Annotated in this window: 1 protein-coding gene; it reads left to right on the top strand. The window is 78.6% G+C overall.

The genetic code is table 11. From position 1 onward, the window contains the following. The first annotated feature begins 229 nt into the window (after positions 1 to 229). Positions 230 to 595 (top strand): hypothetical protein, encoded by a 366-nt coding sequence (locus tag ACFV0G_RS02050; RefSeq protein WP_380540069.1) that lies wholly within the window; start codon positions 230 to 232, stop codon positions 593 to 595. The last annotated feature ends 9 nt before the right edge of the window (positions 596 to 604 follow it).

Raw genomic sequence — 604 nt, 5'->3', positions numbered from 1 at the left:
GCGGTCCCCCGCGCGGGCGCCCCCCCCCCCGGGGCGCCCCCCCCCCGCCGGGCCCGCCCGGCGGCCGCCCCCCCCGGCCGGGTCCGTGCGGGACGGCGGCGGGCTCCGCACGGCAGCCCGGGCCCGGGGCGCGCGGGGGCGGGCTGGAGGCGCAATCGGGTTCTGCACAAACCCTGTTCACATGATCCCCACCGTCCTACGCTGTGCGCCCTACCGAGAGGAGGCCGCGATGGCCAGAGGGGACAGGGCGGCGTACAGACCCGCCCCGCGGTACCGGAAGCGGGTGATCGGGGCGGTGGTCGCCGTGCTGCTGCTCGTCGGCGGATGGGTGTTCCTGAGCGGTGACGAGCACAGCCGGAAGGTGTCCGGGTCCTCCGTGTCGCCGTGGCCCTTCACCGTCGACTCGGGCACCCTCCGCTGCCGCAGCGGCTCGCTGCTGACGTTCGAGTCGGGCGGCACGGAGTACGGCCTGGACGCGCCGGCCCAGGGGGCCGGGTACGCGGCGCCGATGCCGGTGTGGGCGGGCGCCCCCGGCGGCGGCGGCCTGCACATGGACCTGCGGCCCGCCATCGACGCGGCCAGGGCGCTCTGCTGACCCTCGGCC

The sequence above is a fragment of the Kitasatospora sp. NPDC059571 genome (assembly GCF_042735675.1).
In the GTDB taxonomy this organism is placed as follows: Bacteria; Actinomycetota; Actinomycetes; order Streptomycetales; family Streptomycetaceae; genus Kitasatospora.
This window is presented reverse-complemented; position numbering and strand designations above follow the sequence as displayed.